The following is a 393-nucleotide window of genomic DNA, read 5'->3' as shown; positions in this document are numbered from 1 at the left end:
GCAAGCGCCGGGATCTCGCCCGGGCCGCTGTACGTGGGCGCCCGCAACTCCGGTGGCAGCCAGCCGGTCGGAGGGACGTTCTTGACCGCGAACTCGACGAGCTCCTTCTTTTTCAGCTTGTCAGCCTTGCGGGCTTCATCCTCGTTGATGGCCTCACGGATCGCGGTGATGACGAACGGCTTCGCGATGCTTTTGAAGTAGTCCTCGGCATCGAAGGCCTCGCCGAGCGCCTTCGCTAGCCGGCCGGCGTCGATCGCAGCGGCCAGTGGTGACGAGTTGGTGTCGAAAGGCGGCTTGCCAGCATATGGCCGCTCCATGTGCACTGCTTCAGCCGCGCAGCCAGCGGCGGCTGCGAATAGTTCCTGGTCCGACATTGCGGACAGCCGCGCGAAG

The 393-nt window shown here is 65.1% G+C and carries 1 pseudogene; it reads right to left on the bottom strand.

What is annotated here, in order from left to right:
• A pseudogene (locus tag EN818_RS30985) lies at positions 1–374 on the bottom strand (hypothetical protein); the annotation flags it as partial.
• Positions 375–393: the final 19 nt, after the last annotated feature.

Origin of the sequence: Mesorhizobium sp. M3A.F.Ca.ET.175.01.1.1 (assembly GCF_004791945.1) — a bacterium.
In the GTDB taxonomy this organism is placed as follows: domain Bacteria; phylum Pseudomonadota; class Alphaproteobacteria; order Rhizobiales; family Rhizobiaceae; genus Mesorhizobium.
This window is presented reverse-complemented; position numbering and strand designations above follow the sequence as displayed.